This window comes from Amycolatopsis heterodermiae (assembly GCF_034929455.1).
GTDB lineage: Bacteria > Actinomycetota > Actinomycetes > Mycobacteriales > Pseudonocardiaceae > Amycolatopsis > Amycolatopsis heterodermiae.
In genome coordinates this window covers 222,824-243,268 of sequence record NZ_JAYFSI010000004.1, presented here as the reverse complement: position 1 = coordinate 243,268, position 20,445 = coordinate 222,824, and the positions used below count along the sequence as shown (strand labels likewise).

Genomic DNA, 20,445 nt, shown 5'->3' with positions numbered 1-20,445 from the left:
CGTCCTTACTACCGCAGCCGCACCCGGCGCAGCTTGCCGGTGGCCGAATGCGGCAGCGACTCGGCGAACTCCACGGCGTGCGGCACCTTGTACCCGGCCAGGTGGGCCGCGCACTGGTCGACGACCTGCTGCTCGGACAGCGACGCGCCGGCGACCGGCACCACGAACGCCTTCACGGCCTCGCCGCTGCGCTCGTCGACGACACCCACCACCGCGGCTTCGGCGACCTCCGGCAGCTGGGAGATGACCGACTCGACCTCGTTCGGGAAGACGTTGAAGCCGTTGACGATGATCAGGTCGTTGGCCCGGTCGACCAGGTGCAGGTCGCCGTCGACGTCGAGGTAGCCGACGTCGCCGGTGCGGAACCAGCCCTCGTCGTCGGGCCCGTGGTCGCCGTCGGGCCAGTAACCGGAGAACAGGTTCGCGCCGCGGATCGAGACCAGCCCGGTCTCGCCCTCGGCCTCGAAGACGTCGTCGACGTCGTCCGGGTCGAGCGGCACGGCCTGGTCGGTGCCGTCGCTGTCGACGAGCCGCAGCTCGATCCCGGGCAGCGGGCTGCCGACCGAACCGGGCTTCGGGTAGCCCGTGACCAGCGTCGACGTCACCACCGGGGCACACTCGGTGAGGCCGTACCCCTCGAAGACGTCCAGGCCGGTGGCCTCCCGGATCGCGCCGAGCACCTTCGGGTGCAGCGGCGCCGCGCCCGAGGTCATCCGCCGAACGGTGGCCAGCCCGCGCCCGAGCTCCTCGGCGCCCAGCGCCGCGAACTCGGCGTACATCGTCGGGACGCCGGTGATCGTCGTGACGCCGAATTCGGCGCAGTCCGCCAGCGTGCGCTGCGCCTCGAAGCGCTCCGAGAGGATCGCGGTCGCGCCGACCGACGTCGCCTGCAGCAGGCCGGGGCCGAGGCCGTAGACGTGGAAGAGCGGGATGGTGATCAGCACGTTGTCATCGTGCTCGAGGACGCCCTCGACCCCGCTGAGCTGCTCCAGGTTGGCCAGCAGCGCGCGGTGCGAGAGCATCACGCCGCGCGGCGGCCCGGTGGTGCCGGAGGTGTACGAAACGACCGCTATGTCCTCGCCGGTACCCCCGGCGTCGACGGGTTCGGCTGCTCCATCCGGGTCAGCTTCGGGAGTGAGACCGATCACCCCGGCCGGCAGCGCCGTATCCGTGTCGCGATGAACGACGACCTTGGCGCCGCTGTGCGCGAGCAGCTTCTCGAGCTCGGGACCGGGCGCCTGCGGCGACACCGGCACGGCGACCGCGCCGGCGCGCAGCGCCCCGTAGAACGCGACCACGAAGTCGGCCGACGTGGGCAGCCGCAGCGCCACCCGGTCGCCAGGTGTGACACCTGCACCTGCAAGTGTCTTGGCCTGGGCTTCCGCGGCCGCCGCGAGCTCACGGTAGGTCAGCGTCCGGCCGCCGCCGGTCTCCCGCACGGCCGGGTGCTCCGGCCACGTCGAGGCGGCCCGCGCGAGCAGCTCGCCGACCCCGGACAACGTCTCCGCACCGGCACTCACCCGAGGCCCGCCTTCCTCTCGCCCAGCAAAGCGTTGCAAGTCTGTCATCTCGCGCGACGTCATGGGGGCACACCGCGGGCGTCGCCTCTTCGCAACACCCGAGCCACTACCTACTTCGCGGTAACTACACGTATGCTGCACTGCGTCGCGGGGCGTGGTGATGATCACTGCCGCGACCGGAGAGAGGGAGTCGCCGTGACGAACTTGCCTGCCCACGAGGCCGTGGGGCATGCGAGCCGGCAGGCCCCTGCTCGCCCGCTGATCGGGGGTACCGTGACCCACTGGGTCCGAGCCGCCGCCGGAGGTGCCGCCCGATGACCGTGCCGACCGCCGTGAGCCGCGGACCCGTCTTCATGTTCGCCGAACGCGTCTTCGGGCGATCTTCCGCCGTGCCGCTGAGCCGTCAGGCTTCCGCGTCCGACGCCTCCGACGAAGAGCGCGCCGAAGCCGCCAAGGCCGAGGCGTGGGACCTGGTGCGCGCGGCGCAGGACGGCGACACGTCCGCGTTCGGCCGCCTCTACGACCGCTACGTCGACGTCGTCTACCGCTACGTCCTGTTCCGCCTGGGCGACCGCGACCTCGCCGAGGACGTCACCAGCGAGACGTTCCTGCGCGCGCTGCGCCGGATCACGTCCGTGAGCTACCAGGGACGTGACGTCGGGGCCTGGTTCGTCACCATCGCCCGCAACCTCGTGCTCGACCACGTGAAGTCGAGCCGGTTCCGCCTCGAGGTCGTCACCGACGAGGTGACCGAACCCGGTTCGGCGCCGTTCAGCGTCGGCGCGACCGCGCAGGCCGGCCCCGAGCAGGAGGCCATCAGCCGCGCGACCCGCACCGAGTTGTTGCGCTGCGTCGCGGAACTGGGCGACGACCAGCGAGAATGCATCATCCTGCGGTTCCTGCAGGGACTCTCCGTGGCGGAGACGGCCGAGATCATGAACCGCAACGAAGGCGCGATCAAGGCGTTGCAGCACCGGGCGGTGCGCCGTTTGGCACAACTGCTGCCCACCGGATTGCGCTGAACCCGCGAACTTTTCGGCTAGTCGACCGAAACCGGTAACCATCGCGGCTTCTGGATCGTTACTCCTGCCAGACCGGTGTCAGGACCGGCCAAGGCCCGAGAGGGAGCTGGCGCAGTGAGGTTTGCGCGTGAGCGAGCCGACGCAGATCGGTTCGCGCGTGCTTTGGAGCCGTCCCCGGTACGCCGGGACGGCGAGTTCGCCGACGAGCTGGCTCTCGTCGGCGCACTGCGCGAGCTCGGTGCGGCCGGAGCCCCGGACCTCGAAACCCGGCAGCGGATCCGCGCGGAGATCGCGGGCCGGCTGGAGACGGCGGCGGCCACCCCGGTACGGAGGTGGCGGCCGCGGACCGCCGACCTGGTGGCCGCCGCGCTCTTCCTCTTCCTCCTCCTCTCCGGCCTGACGCTCGTGCTGTCGCGGAGCGCGTTGCCGGGCGACCCGCTGTACGCCGTGAAGCGCGCCGGCGAGTCGACGTCACTGAGCTTGACCTTCGGCGACCAGGAGAAGGCCAAGAAGCACCTCGAGTTCGCCACCAACCGCGTCACCGAACTCGGTGAGCTGGCCGCCGAAGGCGCGAGCGAAGCCGACTACCGGACCGCGTACGACGACTTCGCCAGCGACCTGCGCGCCGGCGTCGCGCAGCTGACGGCCGTCGCGACCAGCGACGGCAGCGGCGCGCAGCAGCTGTCCGACGTCCGGCTGTGGGCGCGGAACCAGGCGGCGCGGCTGGCGGCGCAGCAGAGCGCGCTGCCGGCCGGGGCGGCCACCGTGTTCGGCGACGCGCAGACCCTGCTCGGCAAGGTCCAGGAGCGCACGAGCGGCCTGGTGGCGCGGCTGAACTGCTACCAGATCACCACCGGCAAGGCCGACGACCTCGGCCTGCTCCCGGCGACCGGCGAGTGCACCCGGCGCCCGGCACCGTCGTCGGGTGGGGAGCCGTCCTCGGCGGCGACGTCACCGACGTCGTCCGCGGAGACGACCACGCCGACGCCGACCGGCACGCAGCTGCCGCCGTCGGACGCCACGGCGACCCAGGGCACCCCGGCGCCGACCGGCGGGCTCACGCCGCCGCCGGTGTTCGGCCAGCCGCCGACCACGAGCCGGCCGCCGGCGACCTCGACGTCGAAGCCGCCGCCGCTGATTTCGGTCCCGCCGCTGCTGCCGGGCCTGCCGCCGATCATCATCGGCTGAGGTCCGGGCCACACCTGCGACACAGCGGTGGGGGGCTCGCTACCCTGTGCGAAGGACGTTCGCTGGGACGTGGGCAGAGCGTGGAGGCGGTGTTGCGTGTCAGCTTGGCGTGGCAGGGATAAGAGTCAGGAGCTCGAGCGGCTCGCCACGCTCGCGGGCGAGGCGTCGGCCGAGGCCGCCCACGCCCGCGTGGTCTCCGAAGCCGCCGAGCCGCCCACCCCGCCGGCCCCGCCGGACCTCACCGCGGCCGCCTTCTTCGACGTCGACAACACGATGATGATGGGCGCGTCCATCTTCTACTTCGCCCGCGGGCTCGCGGCGCGGAAGTTCTTCACGTCGTCCGATCTGGCCGGGTTCGTCTGGGGCCAGATCAAGTTCCGCCTCGGCGGCCGTGAGAACAAGGAAGACATCAAGTCCCACCGCGAGCGCGCACTGTCCTTTGTGGCCGGCCGCACGGTGGACGAGCTGACGTCGATCAGCGAAGAGATCTACGACGAGCTGATGGCCGACAAGATCTGGTCCGGCACCCGGGCCCTGGCCCAGATGCACCTGGACGCCGGCCAGCGCGTCTGGCTGGTGACGGCGACCCCGATCGAGCTGGCGGCGATCATCTCGCGCCGCCTCGGCCTGACGGGCGCACTGGGCACAGTGGCCGAAACCCGCGACGGCGTCTACACCGGCCGCCTGGTCGGCGACCTCCTGCACGGCCGCGCGAAGGCCCACGCGGTCCGCGCGCTGGCGTCCCGCGAAGGCCTGAACCTCAAGCGCTGCACGGCGTATTCGGACTCGGCCAACGACATCCCGATGCTCTCGGCGGTGGGCACCGCGGTAGCGGTCAACCCGGACGGCGGCCTCCGCGACGTGGCCCGCGCCCGAGGCTGGGAGATCCGCGACTTCCGCACCGGCCGCAAAGCGGCCAAGATCGGCGTGCCTTCGGTACTGGGGGCCGGAGCTTTGGCGGGGGCGGTGGCCGCGGGGATGGCTTACCGCCGCCGCTAAGCCCGCCGTGAGCGCGTCTTTCCGCCATTGAGCTGCGGCGGCGAGATCGGCATCCGCCGCTGAGCCACAGCGAGATCAAGCCTTCCGCTGCCTTTGAGCCACGCCACATCCGCCAGAAAACAGCCCCCGCCCTATCCCGGGGGGCGTCCCCTGGTCCAGTCTATCGGCGCCGACCGCTCAAAACCGGCCCCGCGGAAATCTGTGGATGACTGCACCCGTTGTGGACAACTCATCCACAGCCTCAGCCGCGGAAGACCGACTTGCGTTGTGAAAGCCGCTGGTACAGCGTCTGCTGGATCGACTCGCGCACCTGGTCCGTCAGCTGGAAGACCAGCATCGGGTCGTCCATGGCGTCGGGCTCGAACGAGTCCGTGCGGATCGGCTCGCCGAACTCGATGCTCCACTTCGTCGGGAGCGGGACCGCGCCCAGCGGGCCCAGCAGCGGGAAGAACGGCGTCACCGGGAAGTACGGCAGGCCCAGCATGCGGGCCAGCAGCTTGATGTCGCCCAGCTTCGGGTAGATCTCCTCGGCGCCGATCACCGACACCGGGATGATCGGGACGCCCGCGCGCAGCGCCGCCGACACGAAACCGCCGCGGCCGAAGCGCTGCAGCTTGTAGCGGGACGAGAACGGCTTGCCGACGCCCTTGAAGCCCTCCGGCCACACGCCGACCAGCTCACCCTTGCGCAGCAGGCGTTCCGCGTCCGCGTTGCAGGCCAGCGTCTGGCCCGACTTGCGGGCGAACGAACCCACCAGCGGCACCTGGAACACCAGGTCGGCGCCGAGGCCACGCAGGTGCCGTCCGCCGGTCTCGTCGTGGACCGCGACCGCCGTCATCAGGGAGTCCAGCGGCAACGTGCCCGAGTGGTTGGACACCAGCAGCGCGCCGCCCTCGGCCGGGAGGTTCTCGACGCCGTGCGTGTCGACGCGGAACCAGTTCCGGTACAGCGCGCGCAGCGGCGGGAGGAACACCGCGTCGGTCAGTTCGGCGTCGAACCCGAACTCGTCGACGGTGTAGTCGCCGGTCAGCCGGTCGCGGATGAAGCCGAGCGCGGATCTCGCGGCGGCGGAGAGCACGTCGGGCGGCGGGGTCGGCTGCTCGGCGCCGGGGAAGGCGACGACCGGCGCGTCTCCTCGCGCGGCATCGGTCTCCCGCAGGTCTTCCGCGGCCGCGGCGGCGGGCTGCGCCGCCGGCTTCTCGCGGCCCGGCCCGTGCAGGGGGATGACCTGTGCCTCGGCACCGCCCACCGTCTCCGCCTCGCTTTCGAAGTCGTTCAAGTCGTGCGGTCTGCTCACCGGCTCTGCCCCGTCGCAGCAGCGACGAGCACCTTGCCGGCCAGGCCCGCTAACCGGCCGCCGTCGAGCACCGGGCGCAGGCCGCGTCCGACGATGTAGTCGTCGAACGCCTCACACGTCGTCCACCGCGGGGTGTAGCCGAAATCCTGCTTCAGCTTGGTGATGTCCACCACCCGGCCGAAGTTCAGCAGCCGCACCTGGTCGGCGGAGAAGTCGACGACGCGAGCGCCGCGCAGCACCTTGCCGACCGACGGAACCACGCTGCGCGGCATCGGCAGCTCGACCCGGCCCGCCCGCCGGATCGCCTGTGAGAGCGTGAGTACCCCGTCCGAGCCGACGTTGAACACGCCGGGCTTGTCCTCGACCGTCGCACGCTCCAAAACGGACAACGCGTCCGAAGAGTGCAGCAACTGGATCCGCGCGTCGTACCCGAAGACGGTCGGGACCACCGGCAGCGCGAAGTAGCGCGAAAGGACGGTGTCGGTCGCCGGCCCGATGATGTTGGCGAAGCGGAACAAAGTGGTCGTGATGTCCGGGCGGCGCCGCGTCAGGCCGCGCACGTAACCCTCCATCTCGACGGCGTCCTTCGCGTACCCGCTGGTGGACGTCGGGATGAGCTCGGAGTCCTCGGTGAACACGGCCTGCGAGCGCGCGCCCGCGCCGTACACCGCGGCGGTCGACTTGACGACCAGCTTGCGCACCAGCGGCGAACGCTGGCAGGCCGCGAGCAGCCGCATGGTGCCGATGACGTTGACTTCCTTGATGGCCGTGCGACGGCCCGGCCCCGCGGGGTGCGCGGTGCACGACGCGTGCACCACGGTGTCCACTTCGGCCGTGCTGATCACCTTGGCGATCAACGGGTTCCGGATGTCCGCGCGGACGAACTCCGCGTGGCCCATGCGCTGCAGCACCGTCTTGTCCGGCGGAACCGTGTCGACGCCGATGACCCGCTCGAAGTCGGGGTTGTTGCCGAGCCGGGCGAGCAGTTTCCCGCCCAGTTCCCCGGCGACCCCGGTGACGAGCACGATGTTCGACGGCATACAGCTCCCTGCGGCGTAGGGCGAGTGGGGGGTCGGCGATCACCCGAGGTGCGCGAACCTGCACTCACTGGAAGCATCGCGCGGGGGACATTGAGATGTTACCGCTCTTCAGTGGTAGTCCCAGGGTGTCTTACATGCTATTAACCGCTACGCCCCGAAAAGCGATGAACGCCTCACTCGAACAGGGGAGGCGTGTCCACAACATGGACGTGGCCCGCCCAGAGACTGGACGGGCCACGGCTACGCTCGGCTGAGCCGGGTTACTACTTACCGGCCTTACGACGCTGCACACGCGTGCGGCGAAGCAGCTTGCGGTGCTTCTTCTTGGACATGCGCTTACGGCGCTTCTTGATCACAGAGCCCATGGGCGCTCCTTAGTTCGTCGTCGGTCACGCTGCCCGGCGCAGCGTCCAACGGGTGGAGCGCACAGGCACGAGCGGTTTTCCAGGTTACCCGCCACGTTGCGCGGGCCGGTCGGCGGGCACGTCCAAGCCCCGCGCGCCGCTGGCGGCGGCGTGCCCGCTCACCGGATCAACCCACGTCGTAATAAGCACCCTGGAGGTACTCGTGCACTGCTTTTTCCGGCACCCGGAAGGACTTCCCGACCCTTACGGCGGGTAGCTCACCCGAGTGCACGAGACGGTAGACGGTCATCTTGGAGACCCGCATCAGCGTGGCCACCTCGGCGACCGTCAGGAACTGGACCTGCCCGACTGCCGGCAGATCCTCCTTCTTGTTCGGCGACATTTTTACCGCGTCCTTCGACACGTGTCGCGCCACGAGGCTTCCCCACCTGTGGTATCGACACGCACGTGCTCTATCGAGAGTAGCGGGACTGGTGGGACTAATGCGACGCCTGTCACCGAGATGGGCTCCTACCAGCGCTAACGCACAAGCACTCGCGCGTGCAACTCGTGCCCCACGGAGAATGAAACCCCCCATCCGGGCGAATCCGGGCACACCCAGGAGGCCAGGCCGGCCCCGTGACTAACTCTCGTGGGCCTTGCCCAGCGCTTCCGAGCGGTCTTTGGCCGCTTCGATGGCGTCGAGCAGGGCCGCGCGGACGCCGTGCTTCTCCAGCTCGCGGATGGCGTTGATGGTCGTGCCCGCCGGGGACGTCACGGCCTCGCGCAGCAGCACCGGGTGCTCCTCGGACTCGGTGAGCATCTTCGCCGCGCCGACCGCCGACTGGATGATCAGCTGCCCGGCCAGCGCGCGCGGCAGCCCCAGCAGGATGCCGGCGTCGATCATGGCCTCGACCAGGTAGAAGAAGTACGCCGGACCGGACCCGGACAGCGCCGTGACGGCGTCCTGCTGCCCCTCCGGCACCTCGACGACCTGGCCGACGTGCGTGAGCAGGTCCCGGACCACGGCCAGGTGCTCGGCGGTCGCGTGGCGGCCCGCGGACATGGCGCTCATGGCCTCGCCGACCAGCATCGGCGTGTTCGGCATCACCCGCACCACGGGCACGCCCTCGGCCAGCCGGCGCTCGTACAGCGACGTCGGCAGCCCCGCGCACAAGGACACGACGAGCGACGACGGCCCGAGCAGCGGCGCCAGCTCGTCGAGCACCGGATCGATGTCCTGCGGCTTGACGGCCACGACGAGCACGTCGGCCCGCTTCGCGGCGTCCTCGACCTCGACACCCTGGATGCCGTAGCGCGCCGTCAGCTCCTCGACGCGCGCCGGGTACCGCTCGGTGAACAGGAGGTCGCCCGGCGCGTGCCCGCCGTGCAGCAGCCCCGAGAGCAACGCCTCGCCGATCTTCCCCGCACCCAGCACCGCGATGACCGTCATGGCGTCAAGCGTGCCAAACGCCCCTCAGCCGCCCAGTGCCGGGCCTGGGCGATCGCTCAGCCGCCCGGGGCCGGGGCCAGGCCCAGCTGCCGTGCCTGGCACACCAGCCGTCCCTGGGAGTCGATCACCGTTGCGTCCGAGTCGAACCACGACTCGTGCACCGACCTCGACTCGACGATCACCCTCAGCCAGCCTGGGGCCGGGCGGGTGCGCAGCAACGCCGTCAGCTGGACCGTCGGGGCCCAGCCGATGCGGCCCAGGTTCATCACCACCGGTGGGTTGACGTCCGAAGCCAGCAGCGTGAAGTACGGGTCGACCAGGCCGTGGCGCGGCCGGACCCACAGGCGCATCCGCGGCGGCTCGCCGGTGCGGCCGGACAGGTAGCCCGCCGTTGCCGGGTCGAGGCGGACGTCGCAGCCCTTGGCCAGGTTGAACGGGCCCTCGGGGCTCTCCGGCATCGTCAGCGCCCCCGGCGACGGCTCCGCGGGCATCGCCGGCACGTCGGTCCACTCCGGGCGCCGCATCGGCAGCCGCCCGGTGGTCACGCGCGCCTCGACGCAGCTGCGGCCGCGCTGCTCCAGCCGGACTTCGACGACCGTGGCGCGACGGCCGACCTTCCGGACGTCCGTGCGCAGCAGCACCGGGCCGAGCGCGGGCGCGTGCAGGAACTCCGCACTGACGACCAGCGGCTCGGCGTGCGGCTCACCGCGTTCCTGGAGCGCGGCGATCGCCGCCTTGGCCAGCAGGGCCAGGAGGAACCCCCCGTGCGGATGGGACCCGATGGCCCACTCCGCGCGCAGCACCGCGGTGAAGGTGCCGTCCCCCATCGACCGCGTCGCAGTCGCCGTGTCGAAGGACACGGCGGCGCCGTCCGTTGCGCTCACGAACGCGCGGCCCCGTCCGTGGCCACCGTCCCGAGCGGGGAAAACGGGTCCTGACCGGGGACGGCGGAGATCAACGAGCGCAACGTGTTCACAGTCGGAACTTTACGTGTTCGCCTGCCCGATTTGGAGGCGGGCGTCGTGGTACGTGCTCAGTTACTGCCCCAGGTGGAACCGGGCGAACAGCAGCGCCTCGGCGAGGTCGCGGACGCGCTGGGCCTGGGTCAGGGCGTGCCGGGTGTTGATCTCCAGCACGATCTGGCCGGCGAAACCGTTGCTGACCAGCTTCTCCAGCAGCGCGGCGCACGGCTGGCCACCGCGGCCCGGCACCATGTGCTCGTCCTTGGGGATCCCGGTGCCGTCGGCGAGGTGGACGTGCGTGAGGCCCTCCCCCATCCGCTGTGCCAGCGCCAGCGCGTCCATCCGCGCCGCCGCGGTGTGGGAGAGATCAAGCGTGTAGTGCCGGAACCCGACGTCGGTGGGGTCGATCGACGGCCGGAACGCCGAGACGCGGGTGTTCTTCGCCCCGCCCGGCGGCCGGACCTTGAACATGTTCTCGACGGCGATCTCGACGCCGCTGGACTCCTCCAGCTCGTCGACGAGGTCACCGAACGCGTCGCCGTAGCGGCGCTGCCAGCGGAACGGCGGGTGCACCACCACGGTCCGCGCGCCGAGCTCCACGGCGGCGTCGACCGACATCCGCAGCCGCACCACCGGGTCCGGCGACCAGATCCGCTGGGTGATCAGCAGCGACGGCGAGTGGATCGACAGCACGGGCACGCCGGTGCGGCGCGACCAGCGGCGCAGGGCCGTGACGTCCTGGCTGACCGCGTCGGCCCAGACCATCACCTCGACGCCGTCGTAACCGAGCTCGGCGGCCAGCTCGAACGCCGAGCCGGCCTTGAGCGGCCACACCGACGCCGTGCTGAGCCCGACGGGCACCGGCTTCTCGTCTGTCACGCCGGACATCCTGCCTCGTCACCGAGGGTGGGCCGCACCGCCGGGCCGGGAAGGGGACGCAGGTCTCGTCCCCTACCCGGCGATCAGCGTCCTACCAGCAACAACGCCGCCGGTGAGACCGTCACGACCAAGCCGACCAACACGGCGAGCACCGTCGTCTGCAGGTCCTCGGCGCGGCGGATCTTCCGCACGATCCAGACCAGCGCGACGACCACCAGCAGCGCCGCGACCAGCGCGGCGGCCGGGATGTTCACCCACAGCCAGTTGAAGCCGAGCCAGACGGCCGCGCCGCCGACGACCCCCAGCGCGAGCTGCCCGGCCAGGCCCAGCCACTGCTTGCCCGGCGAGCCGGCCGGCTCCGGCTCGGCGGCCGGCTCCGGGACGTCGTCGTACTCGTCGTCTTCGTACCCGTCGCCCTGCTCGTAGCCGTAGTCGTCCTGCTCGAAGTCCGGGCCGCCGGGCGGGTAGCCGGGCTCGGCGAACTCGCGCTCGTACGGCTCGAGGTCGTCCGGGATCGGCGCCCGCGAGGCGCGGTCGCCGCCGGGCGCGAACGGCATCGGCGGCGGGTACGTGCCGGTCGGCGGGCCCGCGTCGTAGGCGGCCTGGTAGCCGCTGCTCTCCGGGGCGAAGCCGTCGTCGGGCTCGAAGTCGTCGTCGGGGTACCCGTCGTCCGGGGTGTCGGTGGGCACCACCGGCATGACGCCGATCTCGGTGTCCTCCATCTGCTCCTTCTGGCGGCGCTTGCGCCAGTTCGCGAGCCCCGCGGGGGTGGAGATGTCCGGGATCTCGGCCGGCTTGCCCTTCCGCGGCGGCGGGGGCGGCGGCTCCTCGTCGGGGACGGCCGAGAACTGCTCCGTGTAGGCCTCCTGCTTCGGCTGCGGACGGCGGGCCGGGCCCCGGCGCGGCCGGCCGGGCGCGCCGGGCGGCGGCGCGAACGTGCCGCTGGCCATCGGCGGCGGGGGCGGCCCGTCGATGTCGGCGTCCGGGGTGCCGTTCAGCCCGTCGAGACGGGCCGACAGCGGGCCGCCGGGCGGCGGGGTCGGCAGCTGCTGCGACGGCTGCGGTGGCGGCGGGCGGCGCCGGACCGGCGGCACGGCGGCGCGGGTCTCCTCGGCCGCCGGGGGCGGCGGCGTCGGCAGCTGCTGGGACGGCTGCGGCGGGGGCGGCTGGCGGCGCGGCGCGGCGCGCGGCGGCACCGGCAGCTGGGCCGACTCCTGCGGCCGCGGCGGGGCCGGCGGCGGCGGTTCCTGGGGGGCCGGGCGGGTGAACTGCCCGGACTCCTGCGGCGGCCGGGGGTACTGGCCCGAGTCCGGCGGGACCGGGCGCGCGTACTGGCCGGACTCGGCGCCGCCGGGGGCGGGCCGGGCCGGGGGCTGCGGCGGGCGCGGCATCTGCTGCGAGTCCTGCGGGACGGCTCGGGGCGCGGGCGGCGGCGGGGCCGGCGGCTCGGAACGGCGCCGTCCGGTGGGCCGGGCGGGCGGTGCGGGCGGCGGCGGGCCACCGCCCTCGTTGGCGACCCGGTCGATGATGGCCTGCGGGCCGGTGTCGCTCACGCCCGGACGCCGGTGCGACCCGGTCGTCGGGGCGGCGGGCGGCGCCTCGGGGGTGCCGGGCTCGTCTTCGTCGTCGGCCGCGCGCCGGCGGCGACGGCGTCCGCCGTCGACCTGCGCACCGTGCTGGGCGAGCAGCTCAGCCACGGTCTTCTGCGGCTGGTCGCCTCCGGTCTGGTCCGTCATACCTGGTAATCCCCCGCGCGCCCCGAGTTGTCACGGCCGGCACCTCGGGAAGAGGTTCCCGACGGCACGCCGGCGGCGCAGCGCGCGCTGTTCGTCGTCCTCTGCATGTCCGTCACCTCTCCATCGTGCCCGTGCTTCCAGCAAAACACCGTCTTGGGTGAAGTCCAGTCGTCTGCTTTCACCGGTCCTCCTGTGCGCCGAAACGCGCCGCGAGGGCGGCTCCAGTTTCATCCGCGCCGGTGGAATGGTCCAGCCGCCGCAGGATGACACCTTCTCGCAGAGCCCACGGGCAGATCTCGAGTTCCGGCAACCCGAGCGCCCGCATCGTGGCCTGCGCGACGAGCGCGCCGGCCACCAGCTGGTGCGATCGACTCGAACTGACCCCCTCGAGCTGGGCCAGATCGGCCGAGGGCATCCGCGAGATGAAGGCCAGGAGCTGGCGCAATGCGGTGTCGGAGAGCGTACGTCGCACGCGCGGGCCCGCCGCCGAGGGGGCGGCGCCGGTCAGCCGGGCGAGTGACCGGAACGTCTTCGACGTGGCGACGACGCGGTCGGGTTCACCCCATTTGGTGACCTTCCGCGCGAGCTCGGTGAGCTGGTCGTCGAGCCACGCCGAGGTGGCGACGAGCTCCGAGCGCGTCGGCGGGTCGTGCCGGAACCGGGTGCGCGTCGTGCGGCCGGCGCCCAGCGGCAGCGATTCGGCCAGCACGGGCTCTTCGTCACGGCCCATCGCGATCTCCAGCGAGCCGCCGCCGATGTCGAGCACCAGCAGCTGGCCCGCCGACCAGCCGTACCAGCGGCGGACGGCGAGGAAGGTCAGGCGGGCTTCGTCGATGCCGGACAGGACCCGCAGCTCGACGCCGGTTTCGTCGGCCACGCGGGCCAGCACCTTCGCCGAGTTCTTCGCTTCGCGGACCGCGGACGTGGCGAACGCCATGACCTCTTCGCAGCCGAGCCGGACGGCGGCCGCCTTGGCCGACTCGACGGCGGTCACGAGTTCGTCGGCACCCGTCCGGCTGAGGTCGCCGGTGCGGGTGATCCGCTCGGCCAGCCGGAGCACGGACTTCTCGGAATGCATCGGGGTCGGGTGGGCGCCACGGTGGGCGTCGACCACGAGCAGGTGGACGGTGTTGGAACCGACGTCGAGTACCCCTAGGCGCACGGGGATCCAGCGTACCGGCCCGAGCGTCAGGTCTCGAACATGTAACCAACAACACTCGGTGCGGTAGCGCCCCGGCGCGCCTCCGAGCCGGGGCGAACCGCCCAAAGTGGACTTTACGTCTCGAACTTGTAGCCCAGGCCGCGCACCGTCACCAGGTGACGCGGCGAGCCCGGGTCCGGCTCGATCTTGGAGCGCAGGCGCTTGACGTGGACGTCGAGGGTCTTGGTGTCGCCGACGTAGTCCGCGCCCCACACCCGGTCGATGAGCTGGCCGCGGGTCAGCACCCGGCCGACGTTGCGGAGCAGGTACTCGAGCAGGTCGAACTCCTTGAGCGGGAGCGAGACCTCCCCGCCGTCGACGGTCACGACGTGCCGTTCGACGTCCATCCGCACCGGGCCGGCCGAGAGCACCAGCGGGGCCAGCTCGCCCTCGGAGCCGGGCTCGCCGCCGCGGCGCAGCACCGCGCGGACCCGCGCGATCAGCTCGCGCGCCGAGTACGGCTTGGTGACGTAGTCGTCCGCGCCCAGTTCCAGGCCGACGACCTTGTCGATCTCGCTGTCCCGCGCGGTCACCATGATCACCGGCACGGCGGAGCGCTGGCGCAGCTGCTTGCAGACGTCGGTGCCGCTCATGCCCGGCAGCATCAGGTCGAGCAGGACGATGTCGGCGCCGTTGCGGTCGAACTCCTCCAGCGCGGCCTGACCGGTGCCCGCCACCGCCGCGGTGAACCCTTCCTTCCGCAGCAGGAAGGCGAGCGGGTCGGCGAACGACTCCTCGTCTTCGACGATGAGAACCCTGGTCACAGGTTTCCTCCATGATCTGGGCTTTCCTGCCCGGTAACCACGAGCCTCTGGGTGCGCTCGGGGGTCTTCTCCTGCCGTGGTGCCGGCGAGGTCTTGGTGGCGCGCGCCGGCTCGGGTGCCGGTTCGGGCCGGACGTGCGCGGGGATGCGGAGGGTGAACGTCGAGCCGGTGCCGGGACGGCTCCACAGCCCGACCGAGCCACCGTGGTTGGCCGCGACGTGCTTGACGATCGCCAGGCCGAGCCCGGTGCCGCCGGTGGCCCGCGAGCGGGCCTTGTCGGCGCGGTAGAAGCGCTCGAACACGCGGGTCTGCTCGTCCTCCGGGATGCCGATGCCGCGGTCGGTGACGGCGATCTCGACCATGCCGTCGGCCAGCCGCCTGCTGATCGACACCGGGCTGCCGGCCGGCGAGTACGCGACGGCGTTCTCCAGCAGGTTCGACAGCGCCGTGACCAGCAGCGTCCGGTCGCCCTCGATGAGCAGGCCGCTGGCCGGGTCGGTGGTGATGCTGATGTCGGCGGACTCCGCCGAGAGCGTGGTGCGGCCGAGTGCTTCGCGCACGACCGCGTCGACCTCGACGACGTTGAGGTCGGGCAGCCGTTCGGCCCCCTGCAGCCGCGACAGCGCGATCAGCTCGGTGACGAGCTGGCCGAGCCGGGTGGACTCGCGCAGGATCTTGCCGCCGAAGCGGCGGACCTCCTCGACGTCCTCGGCGGCGTCGAGCACGGCCTCGGTGAGCAGTGCGATCGCCCCGACCGGGGTCTTGAGCTCGTGGCTGACGTTGGCGACGAAGTCGCGGCGCACGGCCTCCAGCCGGATGGCCTCGGAGTGGTCGACCGCCTCGACGACGGTGAAGCCGTCGCCGAGGGGCCGGACCTGGCCGAGCACCGCCTCCGGCTGGCGGCCGCGCGCTTCCAGCGGCGAGAGGTCGATCTCCATCGGCTCGTCGGTCTCGACGACCTGTTCGGCGGCCTTGCGGGCCCGGGTGTCGGCCTGGTTCACCCGGACGAGGCCGAGCTCGTAGGCGCGCGGGTTGTGCAGCACCATGTCGCCGAACTTGTTGAGCACGACGACGCCGTTGTGAGAGGACCGGACCAATCGCTCCAGCAGCTCCGCGACGGTCGGGCCCGGCGGCCGGGTCTCCTCGCGGCGGATCCGCGCCCGCGCGACGAAGTAGCCGACCACCACACCGGCCACCAGGGTTCCGATGGCCAGTGCGAGTGAAACAGGCGTGGTCACAGGCCGATCGTAAGCTGTGATGTGGCCCTTCGGCCTAGCGTTGTCCGCCTTGTCGTGAGCACCGCGACACCTGGCGACGACTTGTTCGCCGCGGTGTCAGCCCACGTTCACCCGGCCGATTCCCGAGCGAGACATTCCGGGTGAATCACTGATCCCGTTCGAGTGTCGCCAGATCGTCTTCCGTGAGCACCAGAGCCGCCGCGGCGACGTTCTGCTCGAGGTGCGCGAGATCACCCGTGCCCGGGATGGCGAGCACGTGCCGGCCCTGGTGCAACGTCCACGCGAGCCGGATCTGCGCCGGGGTGGCGTCGTGGCGCTTCGCGACCTCCGCGACCCGCGCGTCTTCACCCGTTCCGCTGGCGACGGCGAAGAACGGCACGAAGGCGATGCCGCGCTCGCCGCACATCCGGACGATCTCGTCGTCCTCCCGGCGCGCGGTGAGGCCGTACTGGTTCTGCACGCAGACGACCGGCGCGATCGCCAGGGCTTCGGTGAGGTGTTCCGGCCCGACGTTGGAGATGCCGAGCTCCCGGATCAGCCCCTCCTCGCGCAGTTCGGCGAGCGCGCCGAACCCGTCGGCGAGGGAACCGTCGCCGCGGTCGAGGCCTTCGCCGATCCGGTAGTTCGCGATGTCGAGGTGGTCCAGACCCAGTTCGCGGAGGTTCTCCTCGACCTGGGCCCGCAACTGCTCGGGACGGGCGGTGTAGAACGCGCCGGTGAAGTCGCGGCCGGGGCCGACCTTGGTGGTGATCGTCAGGTCGTCGTACGGCGACAGCGCGCTGTTGATGAGCTCGTTCGCCGAGCGCGGACCGGCGAAGTAGAACACCGCGGTGTCGATGTGGTTGACGCCGAGCTCGACGGCGCGGCGGAGGACCGCGATGGACGTGTCGCGGTCGCGGATGCCGCCGTCCGAAGTGGACATCAGGCGCATCGCGCCGTAACCGAGCCGGTTGACTTCGAAGGAGCCGAGCTTCCAGGTGCCCGCCGCGGCGGCGGGAAGGGTGTTCGTGGTCATGGCTCCAGCTTTCCGGCGCGGACTCGCGACCACCGGTTTTGGCAATTTGCTGCCACACTGGAATGCGTGGAGAGAGTCAGTGACGTGGTGGTGGTGCGGGGTGAAGCCGAGCTCTTCGAGCGGACGGACCACCTGTTCGCGGCCGCGACGGAGGTTTCGTGTGCGGCCCGCGACCTGCACACGTGGTCGGTCGCGCACCCGACGGCACCCGTGCGGGAGCAGGCGGTGCGCGCCACGAACGTCCGCAAGATGTACCTGCCCGGCGTGCTGTTCGACCCGAAGCTGGCCGAGCACCTGCGGTTCATGGCCACGCACGGCGCCCGCATCCGGATCACCGAGCGCGAGGTCAACGAGACGATCCTGCTCGACCGCCGGATCGCGATCGTGGCCGGCGACAGCGTCGGCGGCGTCCGCAGCTACACGGTCGTCAGCAGCCCGGAGCTGGTCCAGGGCATCCAGTCGCTGTTCGAGGCCGCCTGGGCCGGCGGCACCGACCTCGAGTCCTACCAGGCCCGGTTCACCGAGCTGGGCGCGCGCGAGATCCTCGTGCAGCTGGCGTCCGGCAGCAAGGACGAGACGGCGGCGCGGGCCCTCGGCGTGGGCGTGCGGACCTACCGGCGGCGGGTGGCGGAGCTGATGGAGCTCCTCGGCGCGTCGTCGCGGTTCCAGGCCGGAGCCCGGGCTCGCGAGGCCGGCCTGCTGTGAGGCGAGCGCTGCTGGCGCTGGTCCTCGCCACCTCGGCGTGCTCGTCGGCGGTCTCCGGCACGGCCAAGCCGCTCGAGGGCAACCTCGCGGTCGTCAACGGACCCGGGACGGCCGCCGCGCTCGACGCGGTGAAGACGGCGGCCGAGGCGGTCTTCAGCTACGACTCGGCGAACCCGGCCGCGTTCGACCAGGCCGTCGCCGCGAACGTCACGGGAACGGCGAAGCAGCAGCTCACGACGTTGTTCGACGCGGTCCGGAAGAGCCCGCAGCCGGTCCACCTGACCACCCGCGTCGTGCGGAACGCGGCGGTCGAGCTGACCGGCGACCGGATCCGGGAGCTGGCCGTGCTGGAGCAGGTCAACGGGACCTCGAAGGGCCTGGCCACGGCCGCCCTGACCGCGGTGAAGACCGACCGTCGCTGGCTGCTCGCCGACGTGGCCGTGAACCCGGCGAAGCCGCCGCCGGCACCGCACCCGGACGACGGCAGCCTCGCCGGCCTGCGCGATGCGGCGCTGGCCGGGGCGCGCACGGTCGCGGGCGCGCTGTTCACCACCGATAGCGGCGACCCCGACGGCTCGTACGCCCGGGCCGAAGCGGTCTCGGCCGGGCCGCTACTGAGCGATTACCGCGCGAAGAAGGCGGCCTACGTCGACGCGATCCGCAAGAGCGCGTCGAAGGTCGCGCTGGGGCCGGACCCGATGGCCGGCGTCACCGCCCTGTCCGGCGGCACGGCGAGCGTGCTGTTCTTCACGACCCTCAAGGTGACCGGCGCGGACGGCACCTCAACCGACCGCCCCTTCACATCGGAACTGGACCTGGTCCGCGAAGGCACCACCTGGAAGGCCACCGCCGTCCGCACGGTCACGGCCTCCTGAAAGCCGTGAAGGCCACCTTGAGGGACTCTGAGTCCCTCGAGGTGGCCTTCACGGACTTGTGGGTCAGCGCCCCTGGTTGGCGACCGCGGCCGCGGCTTCCTTGGCGGCGTCGGGGTCGAGGTACTCGCCGCCCGCCTTCACCGGCTTGAGGTCGTCGGTGAGGTCGTAGCGCAGCGGGATGCCGGTCGGGATGTTCAGGCCGGCGATGTCCGCGTCCGAGATCCCGTCGAGGTGCTTGACGAGCGCGCGCAGCGAGTTGCCGTGCGCGGCGACCAGCACGGTCTTGCCCGCGCGCAGGTCCGGCACGATCTCGGACTCCCAGTACGGCAGCAGCCGCGTGACGACGTCCTTGAGGCACTCGGTCAGCGGCGCGTCGTCGCCGAGGTTCGCGTACCGCGCGTCGCCCGCCTGGCTCCACTCGTCCTTCGGGTCGATCTCCGGCGGCGGGGTGTCGTAGGAGCGGCGCCAGAGCATGAACTGCTCTTCGCCGAACTCGTCCAGCGTCTGCTTCTTGTTCTTGCCCTGCAGCGCGCCGTAGTGGCGCTCGTTGAGCCGCCAGTCGCGCTTGACCGGGATCCAGTGCCGGTCCGCCGCGTCCAGCGCGATGTTCGCGGTCGAGATCGCGCGCCGCAGCAGCGAGGTGTGCACCACGTCCGGCAGCAGCGCGGCTTCCGACAGGAGCTGGCCGCCCTTGCGGGCTTCACCCTCGCCCTGCTCCGAAAGCGGTACGTCGACCCAGCCGGTGAACAGGTTTTCCGCGTTCCACGTGCTCTGCCCGTGACGCAGCAGCACCAACGTCCCAAGTTCCGCCATGCCCTTAGCCTGCCAGAACGGACCAGCGGGCCGACTGGTGACCCGCCGTCCTACAGAGAGTGTGTTACCTGCGGGTAACACCTTCACTCCATGACAAGACAGCGTGCCAACAAGGCGCAAATTCAGTGCAACTTGCTGCACTGCGTTATCGGTCTGCGCAAAGTTCACTCGAACGGACTAGTGTGTAGTCTTGTGATTACAGGTCGAGTTCTGACAGGTTGACTAAGTCCCGAGCGGCCGGATTCCACGCACTCCCCGGCCGGTTTCGGGCTTTGACCGCGGCTCGTCTCCCCCCTGCCGAGCCGCGGCCCGCCGGCCCCGTTGGCACCCCCCTCGTCACCGGGTCCTGATCGGCGGGAACTTCAGCGGGGCGGCTCGAGATCGCGACTCCCCCCTCCCTCGAGCCGTCCCGCCTGCCCGCTTCACGCCTCGGGCGACACCGGCGCCGGCTCCGGCCGCGCCGCGCGGCGACGCCGGTTCAGCCACCAGCCGCCCCAGGCGAGCGGCCCGACGATGAGCAGGAACGGCGCGATCGCGCCCAGCACCGTCAGCAGGCCGCCGCCGAAGACGAGGAACGCGTCCCAGCCGCCGGCCAGCCCGCCCAGGAATCCACTGTGGTCCTCTTCGGCGGGCGGCGGTGGCGCGGCCACGCTCCGGATGCTCATCGAGACGGTCGACATGGCGACACTGCCCGCGAGCGAATTCCGTTGCTGTTCGAGGGATTCGAGGGTCGCTTCGCGGCTCGTCAGCTCACTTTCCACCGAAGCGATCTCCGACACCGAAGTCGCCTTCGCCAGCAGGGCACGAATCCGTTCCACGGACGCCCGCTGGGTCGACAGCCGCGCTTCGACGTCGATGACCTGCTCGGTGACGTCCTGGGTGTTCATCTCGCGCTTCACCAGGCTGGTGCCCAGGTGCGAGAGCTGGTCGAGCACGCCGTCCAGCTTTTCGGCGGGCACGGCCAGGCTGAGCGTCGCGGAGTCCTCGCCGGTGCTCTCCTGCCCGGTGTAACCGCCGGCGCCCTGCGCGATCCCGCGGGCCTGCGCGACGACGTCGGTGACCTTCGTGGCGGTCAGGTCGAGCCGCGCGCTGCGGGACAGCTTGCGGTCACTCGCCCCGGCCTGCGGTGCGGGGACCTGACCCTGGTTCGGTTCGACCTTGCTGGCGCCGCTGGTGCCCTGCTGCGGCTTGCCCTGCTGCGGAATCGCCGGCGCGGGGCCGACACCGGCGCTGTCCGCAGAGGACGGCGACGACGAGTTCGCCGAGCAGCCCACCAGAACGACCGCCACGCCCGCGACCGCGAGCAGGGTTCTCCATCGAGTCCGCATCCTGCGTCTCCCTCCAGTTCGACTGGCGGTGAGACGGATGTCCGGTTCAGCCCCGTTGCACGGGCC

20 protein-coding genes are annotated in these 20,445 nt (G+C 71.7%); 5 read left to right on the top strand and 15 right to left on the bottom strand.

Translation table 11 applies throughout. The features are described 5' to 3' along the window. Positions 1–8 precede the first annotated feature (8 nt). The gene (locus VA596_RS20140; RefSeq protein WP_410171906.1) at positions 9–1,568 is read right to left on the bottom strand and encodes an AMP-binding protein; all 1,560 of its coding nucleotides are present in this window, start codon (positions 1,566–1,568) and stop codon (positions 9–11) included. 266 nt (positions 1,569–1,834) lie between these two features. Here VA596_RS20140 and VA596_RS20135 point away from each other — a divergent pair, with 266 nt between their 5' ends. The 3 genes from VA596_RS20135 (at position 1,835) to VA596_RS20125 (ending at position 4,729) form a co-directional block, all read left to right on the top strand. Continuing rightward, positions 1,835–2,542: a sigma-70 family RNA polymerase sigma factor gene (locus tag VA596_RS20135; protein WP_323329362.1), complete on the top strand. Its 708-nt coding sequence runs from the start codon at positions 1,835–1,837 to the stop codon at positions 2,540–2,542. Between the two features lie 114 nt (positions 2,543–2,656). Then, entirely contained in the window at positions 2,657–3,730 is a 1,074-nt protein-coding gene (locus tag VA596_RS20130; RefSeq protein ID WP_323329361.1) for a DUF5667 domain-containing protein, read from the top strand. 96 nt (positions 3,731–3,826) lie between these two features. Then, entirely contained in the window at positions 3,827–4,729 is a 903-nt protein-coding gene (locus VA596_RS20125; RefSeq protein ID WP_323329360.1) for an HAD family hydrolase, read from the top strand. Between the two features lie 241 nt (positions 4,730–4,970). On the opposite strand, the gene VA596_RS20120 is transcribed toward VA596_RS20125, so the two are convergent. The 12 genes from VA596_RS20120 to VA596_RS20065 form a co-directional block, all read right to left on the bottom strand. Further along, complete coding sequence (locus VA596_RS20120) at positions 4,971–6,008, bottom strand: lysophospholipid acyltransferase family protein (RefSeq protein ID WP_323329359.1); 1,038 nt, start codon at positions 6,006–6,008, stop codon at positions 4,971–4,973. A gap of 14 nt (positions 6,009–6,022) precedes the next feature. Continuing rightward, entirely contained in the window at positions 6,023–7,066 is a 1,044-nt protein-coding gene (locus tag VA596_RS20115; protein WP_323329358.1) for an NAD-dependent epimerase/dehydratase family protein, read from the bottom strand. Between the two features lie 263 nt (positions 7,067–7,329). Beyond that, positions 7,330–7,431 carry a 30S ribosomal protein bS22 gene (locus VA596_RS20110; RefSeq protein ID WP_007030867.1) on the bottom strand — a complete coding sequence of 34 codons (102 nt, stop codon included), beginning with the start codon at positions 7,429–7,431 and terminating at the stop codon, positions 7,330–7,332. Between the two features lie 166 nt (positions 7,432–7,597). After that, positions 7,598–7,813, bottom strand: coding sequence for a helix-turn-helix domain-containing protein (locus VA596_RS20105; RefSeq protein ID WP_013222402.1), 216 nt, complete (start codon positions 7,811–7,813; stop codon positions 7,598–7,600). Positions 7,814–8,053: 240 nt separating this feature from the next. Next, a complete protein-coding gene (gene proC / locus VA596_RS20100; protein WP_323329356.1) occupies positions 8,054–8,863 on the bottom strand; it encodes a pyrroline-5-carboxylate reductase in 810 nt (269 codons plus the stop codon). A 56-nt stretch (positions 8,864–8,919) separates the two neighbouring features. Further along, positions 8,920–9,690 carry a thioesterase family protein gene (locus VA596_RS20095; protein ID WP_323329731.1) on the bottom strand — a complete coding sequence of 257 codons (771 nt, stop codon included), beginning with the start codon at positions 9,688–9,690 and terminating at the stop codon, positions 8,920–8,922. Positions 9,691–9,900: 210 nt separating this feature from the next. After that, positions 9,901–10,713, bottom strand: a complete 813-nt coding sequence (locus VA596_RS20090; protein ID WP_323329354.1) for a sugar phosphate isomerase/epimerase family protein — start codon at positions 10,711–10,713, stop codon at positions 9,901–9,903. A gap of 74 nt (positions 10,714–10,787) precedes the next feature. Next, entirely contained in the window at positions 10,788–12,440 is a 1,653-nt protein-coding gene (locus tag VA596_RS20085; RefSeq protein WP_323329352.1) for a hypothetical protein, read from the bottom strand. A 178-nt stretch (positions 12,441–12,618) separates the two neighbouring features. Next, complete coding sequence (locus tag VA596_RS20080; protein ID WP_323329350.1) at positions 12,619–13,602, bottom strand: Ppx/GppA phosphatase family protein; 984 nt, start codon at positions 13,600–13,602, stop codon at positions 12,619–12,621. A 113-nt stretch (positions 13,603–13,715) separates the two neighbouring features. After that, the gene (locus VA596_RS20075; RefSeq protein ID WP_285482158.1) at positions 13,716–14,405 is read right to left on the bottom strand and encodes a response regulator transcription factor; all 690 of its coding nucleotides are present in this window, start codon (positions 14,403–14,405) and stop codon (positions 13,716–13,718) included. Then, positions 14,402–15,643, bottom strand: a complete 1,242-nt coding sequence (locus VA596_RS20070) for a sensor histidine kinase (protein ID WP_323329348.1) — start codon at positions 15,641–15,643, stop codon at positions 14,402–14,404. Before VA596_RS20070 ends, VA596_RS20075 begins: the two co-directional genes overlap by 4 nt. Before the next feature lie 145 nt (positions 15,644–15,788). After that, positions 15,789–16,658 (bottom strand): oxidoreductase, encoded by an 870-nt coding sequence (locus tag VA596_RS20065; protein WP_323329346.1) that lies wholly within the window; start codon positions 16,656–16,658, stop codon positions 15,789–15,791. A 66-nt stretch (positions 16,659–16,724) separates the two neighbouring features. Between VA596_RS20065 and VA596_RS20060 the strand changes: the two genes are divergently transcribed. After that, positions 16,725–17,363 (top strand): DNA-binding response regulator, encoded by a 639-nt coding sequence (locus VA596_RS20060; protein ID WP_323329344.1) that lies wholly within the window; start codon positions 16,725–16,727, stop codon positions 17,361–17,363. Continuing rightward, entirely contained in the window at positions 17,360–18,238 is an 879-nt protein-coding gene (locus tag VA596_RS20055; protein ID WP_323329342.1) for a hypothetical protein, read from the top strand. The genes VA596_RS20060 and VA596_RS20055 overlap by 4 nt, the downstream gene beginning before the upstream one ends. Positions 18,239–18,301: 63 nt before the next feature. On the opposite strand, the gene VA596_RS20050 is transcribed toward VA596_RS20055, so the two are convergent. Both VA596_RS20050 and VA596_RS20045 read right to left on the bottom strand, forming a co-directional pair. Further along, positions 18,302–19,051, bottom strand: a complete 750-nt coding sequence (locus VA596_RS20050) for a phosphoglyceromutase (protein ID WP_323329340.1) — start codon at positions 19,049–19,051, stop codon at positions 18,302–18,304. 422 nt (positions 19,052–19,473) lie between these two features. Further along, positions 19,474–20,379: a DUF4349 domain-containing protein gene (locus tag VA596_RS20045; RefSeq protein ID WP_323329338.1), complete on the bottom strand. Its 906-nt coding sequence runs from the start codon at positions 20,377–20,379 to the stop codon at positions 19,474–19,476. Between the last annotated feature and the right edge of the window lie 66 nt (positions 20,380–20,445).

Excerpts from the sequence above, each read along its gene's own strand:
- VA596_RS20045 (WP_323329338.1), bottom strand. The coding sequence starts at position 20,379 with ATGCGGACTCGATGGAGAACCCTGCTCGCGGTCGCGGGCGTGGCGGTC.
- VA596_RS20090 (WP_323329354.1), bottom strand. The coding sequence starts at position 10,713 with ATGTCCGGCGTGACAGACGAGAAGCCGGTGCCCGTCGGGCTCAGCACG.
- VA596_RS20135 (WP_323329362.1), top strand. The coding sequence starts at position 1,835 with ATGACCGTGCCGACCGCCGTGAGCCGCGGACCCGTCTTCATGTTCGCC.
- VA596_RS20065 (WP_323329346.1), bottom strand. The coding sequence starts at position 16,658 with ATGACCACGAACACCCTTCCCGCCGCCGCGGCGGGCACCTGGAAGCTC.
- VA596_RS20140 (WP_410171906.1), bottom strand. The coding sequence starts at position 1,568 with ATGACAGACTTGCAACGCTTTGCTGGGCGAGAGGAAGGCGGGCCTCGG.
- VA596_RS20085 (WP_323329352.1), bottom strand. The coding sequence starts at position 12,440 with ATGACGGACCAGACCGGAGGCGACCAGCCGCAGAAGACCGTGGCTGAG.
- VA596_RS20110 (WP_007030867.1), bottom strand. The coding sequence starts at position 7,431 with ATGGGCTCTGTGATCAAGAAGCGCCGTAAGCGCATGTCCAAGAAGAAG.
- VA596_RS20115 (WP_323329358.1), bottom strand. The coding sequence starts at position 7,066 with ATGCCGTCGAACATCGTGCTCGTCACCGGGGTCGCCGGGGAACTGGGC.
- proC (WP_323329356.1), bottom strand. The coding sequence starts at position 8,863 with ATGACGGTCATCGCGGTGCTGGGTGCGGGGAAGATCGGCGAGGCGTTG.
- VA596_RS20105 (WP_013222402.1), bottom strand. The coding sequence starts at position 7,813 with ATGTCGCCGAACAAGAAGGAGGATCTGCCGGCAGTCGGGCAGGTCCAG.
- VA596_RS20095 (WP_323329731.1), bottom strand. The coding sequence starts at position 9,690 with ATGGGGGACGGCACCTTCACCGCGGTGCTGCGCGCGGAGTGGGCCATC.
- VA596_RS20050 (WP_323329340.1), bottom strand. The coding sequence starts at position 19,051 with ATGGCGGAACTTGGGACGTTGGTGCTGCTGCGTCACGGGCAGAGCACG.